We start from the raw sequence: 5574 nt of genomic DNA on the forward strand, positions 1-5574 counted from the left end.
CTCCAGCGCCAACCTCTCCAGCGCCAACCTCTCCAGCGCCAACCTCTACAGCGCCAACCTCGACAGCGCCAACCTCGACAGCGCCAACCTCGACAGCGCCAACCTCTCCAGCGCCAACCTCGACAGCGCCAACCTCTACAGCGCCAACCTCGACAGCGCCAACCTCGACAGCGCCAACCTCTACAGCGCCAACCTCTACAGCGCTGACCTCTCCAGCGCTGACCTCTCCAGCGCTGACCTCGACAGCGCCAACCTCGACAGCGCTATTTTCCTGAGCACTAAGCTAGGTACAGTGCAAAACTTAACTCATCAACAACTGACAGAAGGGATACCACCTCTTATTTGCAATACCACTCTGCCAGCAGAGTTTGAAACCTATCAAGATCGAGACCGAGATCGCTTACCAGCAATCCTCAGAGAGCGATACCCTGACCTGTTTGAGTCGCTAGAAGCAGCAGAAAAATATATTAATGAACAGCATCCACCCACGGTATAGTGCTCATCCTTCAATCCGATTTCTCAAAAATTGCCCCACCCTCAGCTACTTTTCGCCTCAGCCAGCTGAGCCTCTAACGCCAGCCAATCCTCATCCGTAGCCGCTTCCCAGACAGTCAAATCTTCCTCAACATCATCATCAAACGGCTCCACCGCCTCGTCCAGCTTATGACGATGCAGCAAAAACTCCACATAGTCCAACACCTGCTGCTGGGTATCCACAGGCAGCTGATTCAACCGCTCAACGACCGCATCAGTAACAGCAGTGGACTTGGGAACCAGATTGATAGGAAGGCTACTCATAGGTCAAGTTTACTATATCGGTAGATGTGGCCTGCACTAGCGAAACAATCGCCGCTGACAATGCCTTTTGACTAGGACGTAGCAAAGGTATAAAAACGTTCCTCTAGACTATCAGCTAGCCGAAGGTTTGCGCTTCAGCACCATCAAACCAATCGCCATAGCCCCCATCCCCAGGGCAAAACCTGGCTCAGGCACCGATACCGAATTTAACGGATTAAACGGATCCGTCAGCTCATCCTGACCGTCCTCAACCTCGCGGTCAAACCGATCAGCCGCCGCCTCTGCCTGGCGCAGCAGTTCTCGCTGACGGTCGTTGACCAAAACCAGCATGGAAGAATAGGGCGTCACAATTTGCGTCCGTTTGGCCACCGCATGCACCCCGTCCAGATTCTCTAGCTGGGTCATATCCACCGTGCGGCTCTGCTGCAAAATCAGCTGACGCGCTGCCAGAGGCGCAAACTCATCGGTCTGCTCGGCTCCATTGCTAGCCGTAACCGACCACGCATAGCCATCGATCACATTCTGATCCAAACGCTGCAGCACCGCCGTCACCTCGGTAGCCACCCCACCGCCACTCGCTTGGATCGCTTCTAGCAGCGCATCATCATAGGCAGCGGGCAGTTGATTACCCATGTGTACCAGCCACAGAGGTTCTGACAGCAGCGGCAGTTCGGCGGCCTCTTCCGTTAGCTCATAGCTGCCCGCATCAGTCAGCAGTAAAACAGCATCATAAGTTTTAGGCAAATGCTGCTGGGCAAACTGTTGCAGCATCTCCGCTGGCTGCAGACTGCCGTAGGGTATCACCAGGTCAAATGACCCAATATCATCGCTGGGGGCCAGGGCATCTCCGGTGGCTGTGGTCAGGTAAAAGTCAATGTCATTTTGCTGATTGATTTTGTCCAGCTGCAGCCAGGCTTCGGCCTGGCCTCCCTGACCCATGCTGTAGGAGGTGTCCAAAATAGCGGCAATGCGTTTGCCCGTGGGCACAGCCGTCTTAGCCACAGGTATCGCAGTGACCTGGTACCCTTCGGCCAGCTGCGCTTGGTGCGCCTTTGCCTTTGCTTTCTTACGGGCTTTGAGCGAGGGTTCGAACCACTGGTCATCAGTAACTTTGACGGTCTTACCCCGACGCTGGTGGACGGTCTTATCAGTCCAGAAAATATTGCGCTTTTCGGTGAGCTGAGGCAGGGGCCAGACACCGTCCTGCTGCAGTACTTGGTAAGTCATCCACAGATGCAGTTCTCCCGGTTCTTCTAGGGACTCGGCGGCAGGAATGGGAAATACCCGCAGACGATACTGACGCGGGCCAACCTGTTCTAGCAGGGCGGGGTCTTCGGCCCGTTGGGTTTCGGCCCGTTCGATTTCACTTTTGTAAACCTGTTGCGCGGCTCCACGGGGTGAGACGGTAAAGGGAAATCGGGAGCCATCTTGGGTTTCGGCTAGCCAAAGACCGGTAAGGGTGGCGCTCTCGGGCAGTGAGAAGCTGTAGAAAATCTCCTGGTCGTTGATGGTTTTGTTTTCGTACTGTTCGTAGATTTCTACGTCGGCCCAGTCGCCCTGCTCTTTTACAGTGACGGTTTGCTCGGCTAGACGAATAATCTTTTGGTCGAGGTTGAGCACGCCTGCCTGGGTTTCGTCGCGGTTAGCGGTGGCCTGCAGGGCGCTGCGGATGGCGTTGCGTTCTGTCTTTTGGATGGGGGTGTCGAAGAAGCTGGCGTAGAGGGTTTCGGCTTTGTCTGCATCGTTGCGATCGCCTTTATACAAAAACGGTGACAGCAGCCCATTATGGAAATCCTGAAACGCCTGGGCAGTTGACTCAGGCATGGCAAAGACTGCTTTATACATCTCCCGCAGCTGGTTGCTTTCTTCGGCAGTGCCCAGATAGCGATAGCGGGAGAGATAACCATGGACCAGCCCGTTGCGAATAGTGTCTGCCTGCTTCACCATGGCGAGACGGTCAACTGAGCTTTGGGGCTGGGGGCCGTCTAAAAGGCTAAAAGCTTTAGCCTGGGGCTGGTGGATCTGCAAGAGTCCAAACAGCAGACAGCTAGAGCCAACGACAGCGGCGGTGGTGGCCCAGCTATGACCATGCTGTTTGGCAAAGGCGGTGCGGATCCGGTGCCACGAACGCACGTAAAAGTTGACCATAACGTAGGGCAGCGAGGCGAAGACCAACGCCGTCGTGGCCCATAGGGTGGCAAATAAAGTCCCCAGAATGAGCACCTGAGGATGCATCACCACCTCACCCAAATCTCGCAACAGCGATAGCCAGTTGATGCCCAGCAGTCCGGTAATAGTGCCGTAGACCATGACGCACAGGGCAGGCACCGTGTAGAGCAGCAGCAGCGTGCCTGCATATAGCCCAGTGACTAAAATCAGACTGTGGCCAATCATTTGCACCCAGGCCAGCGGACGGCGGTAGGCGGCATAACCTGCCAGGGTTTCGATAGCAAACATGGCGATGGCCGCTAGGACCGTAACCAGGATATGGGCGCTAGCAGGTGTGGTCTCACGAATGAGAAATAACCGCAGCAGACACAGGCCAAAGAGGGGAGCTTCTACGCCGTAAAACAGCCGCATCAGGAGGATGGGGTGTTTACGCAACCATTTACCGCCCACCACGGTGCAGACTAGGGGCACAATCAGTAAACCCAAGATACTGGCGACAAACGCCGGGGGGATCTGGCCAATCAGGGCAGATTCAAGGATGGGCAATCCTGCTGTGGGTAGCAGCCAAAGGTATACGACACCGATAAAGGCAATGTTCCAGATCCAGAAGATGGAGTGGGATAGCCAGTGCAGGGCTGTTTTCATGGATGATGCGAGGAATAACGCTTGCTGTGGAGGTTGCCACAGGCTGGCTAGGGGAATTTTCGGACGAGGTGTGGAAGCTTTATGCCGAGTTTATGTAGGGAAGATTTTTTGCTAGCTTGCTCGTAAAGTCCCCTAGCCCCCAATGGTGGGGGCTTTGAGTTGGTTTTCTCAGTGTTGGGGACAAAATTCTACTGGGAACATACCAGCCGCCTTTCCCGACTAAGGGCATAGGTGTCGGTAAGTTCTGAAAAGGTCGTAGCACACACCCTGAACAGTTACCTGGCCAAAAACCCCCTAGAATCAGGATTTTTGACAAGCAACGTAAGTACTTTAGCAAGTCCTTACTGATGACTATGCCGGATCAAGGCCATGGGCTTATGCGTCCACTGGCTGACCCAATTTTTTGACTTTGCGATATCATCGCTGGCCAAAATCGATAGATGAAATAAACGGCCAAAATAAAACCCCGAGCGCTAGCCCAGGGCTTAAAGGATTAACTTGTCGGTTTTTAGGAACCTTACTCCGCTAGCCTTTTAAGCCGCCTGCTTTTGACGCTTGGCTACAGCCGCTGCACCAGCCAGGGTCAACAGACCTAGCAGCGTAGCGGGCTCGGGCACAGCTTCAGGATCGGATACGCTAACAAGGCCAGCTGCAGTTGTATCGCCAGTGATGGATGCGATCGCACCAGAATCAAACGTATCCACAAACAAAAAGTCCAGGTCAATGGCCGCTTCATCCGAGATATACACACCCTCAGAAGCATCATCACCCGGCACATTAGCCGTACCGTCAACAAAGAAACCAAAATCACCAAAAAAGGTCTCAGCTTCAGCGTTCGAGGAGGTCAACGTAAACGCTTCAACTTCGCTGTTACCACTCCAGGTCCATTCCCAAGTGTCAAACTCATCACCAGAGACAAAACCGTCAGTAGCTGCTGTCTCATCAGCTATAAAAAAGCCGTTGATAGCAGCACCATCAGCAAAAAAACCGGTGTAGTCAATAGTCCACTTAAATCGAGCCGCGTGGGCAGGCGCAGCAAAAGCAGTTACACCCAAAGCTGCAGCCGCAGCCAAAAGAATCTGTTTCATAGCATTATTCTCAGTAAAAAATGAAAGCGATGGACTAAAACTGGGATAAGTCCCCCAACAGTCTCAGGCTCTGACCTCGGCCAGAGCCAGGCCACTGACTAGGAACCGACAATGCCGCCATTTTTCTTAGTAATGACGATGGTGCTATCACGGGGAATCGTTACACCGTCAGTGGGCGCAGGAAAGTTGGTCGCGGTGGGGTTACCATTACCGGGATGCTGAGTATTCGTAAACAGATTTTTCCGGTCGGGAGTAACCGTAACACCGGTAATTTCATCGCCAGCAACACCGGTAAACAGACGACTAATGGCCCCAGTGGCAGGATCAGCGACAAGTAGCTGGTTGTTCAGATCCTTCTTCTGGCCACCATCCGTGCCGATAAACAAGCGACCATCAGGATCTGCCCACAGAGCATCGGGGTCGCTAAAGGTGGTCTCATCACCGTCTTCGTGAGTTTCCTCAGCAATAAACGGAATCGTCCAGGTGAACCTGGTCCCCGTATGGTTGTTGCTGTCCACCATGCGGAGAATATGACCATCGGGGTTAGGAGCCAGCGGGCTAGCAGGTCCTGTCTCTGTCCGACGACTGTTGTTGGTCAAAGCCCAGAAAATAGCACCATCGGGGGCAACGGTAGTCCACTCGGGACGGTCCATGGGTGTAGCACCGAGAATATCAGCGGCAACGCGAGCAAAGACCAGCAGTTCACCCTGGTCCTTAAACTTAGCCTTCAGCTGAGGATTACGAATGGTCAGCTCCAGCCATTCACCCGTGCCGTCTGCCTTGAACTTAGCAACATAGAGCTTACCGTAGTCAAGGGGACTCAACCCACGGGCAAGCATCGAGCGCCAGCTAGTCTGGGAAACAAACTTGTAGC

The 5574-nt window shown here is 53.9% G+C and carries 5 protein-coding genes; 1 reads left to right on the forward strand and 4 read right to left on the reverse strand.

Annotation, left to right across the window (positions count from 1 at the left end; translation table 11 throughout):
- Positions 1 to 496, forward strand: a 496-nt coding sequence (locus tag IQ260_RS27040; protein WP_193996184.1) for a pentapeptide repeat-containing protein, incomplete at its 5' end; no start/stop codon positions are given.
- A 41-nt stretch (positions 497 to 537) separates the two neighbouring features.
- Here the strand turns inward: IQ260_RS27040 and IQ260_RS27045 are convergent.
- From IQ260_RS27045 to IQ260_RS27060, 4 genes are all read right to left on the reverse strand, one after another.
- Positions 538 to 798, reverse strand: coding sequence for a hypothetical protein (locus IQ260_RS27045; protein WP_193996185.1), 261 nt, complete (start codon positions 796 to 798; stop codon positions 538 to 540).
- Positions 799 to 909: 111 nt separating this feature from the next.
- On the reverse strand, positions 910 to 3612 hold the full coding sequence (locus tag IQ260_RS27050) for a TIGR02921 family PEP-CTERM protein (protein ID WP_193996186.1): 2703 nt from the start codon (positions 3610 to 3612) through the stop codon (positions 910 to 912).
- A 533-nt stretch (positions 3613 to 4145) separates the two neighbouring features.
- On the reverse strand, positions 4146 to 4700 hold the full coding sequence (locus tag IQ260_RS27055; RefSeq protein ID WP_193996187.1) for a PEP-CTERM sorting domain-containing protein: 555 nt from the start codon (positions 4698 to 4700) through the stop codon (positions 4146 to 4148).
- Positions 4701 to 4798: 98 nt separating this feature from the next.
- The coding region (locus IQ260_RS27060; protein WP_193996188.1) for a PhoX family protein at positions 4799 to 5574 on the reverse strand (776 nt) is incomplete at its 5' end.

The organism is Leptolyngbya cf. ectocarpi LEGE 11479, from assembly GCF_015207065.1.
Taxonomy (GTDB): domain Bacteria; phylum Cyanobacteriota; class Cyanobacteriia; order Phormidesmidales; family Phormidesmidaceae; genus Leptothoe; species Leptothoe ectocarpi.

Coding starts and splice junctions, on each gene's coding strand:
- IQ260_RS27045 (WP_193996185.1), bottom strand. CDS start 798: ATGAGTAGCCTTCCTATCAATCTGGTTCCCAAGTCCACTGCTGTTACT.
- IQ260_RS27050 (WP_193996186.1), bottom strand. CDS start 3,612: ATGAAAACAGCCCTGCACTGGCTATCCCACTCCATCTTCTGGATCTGG.
- IQ260_RS27055 (WP_193996187.1), bottom strand. CDS start 4,700: ATGAAACAGATTCTTTTGGCTGCGGCTGCAGCTTTGGGTGTAACTGCT.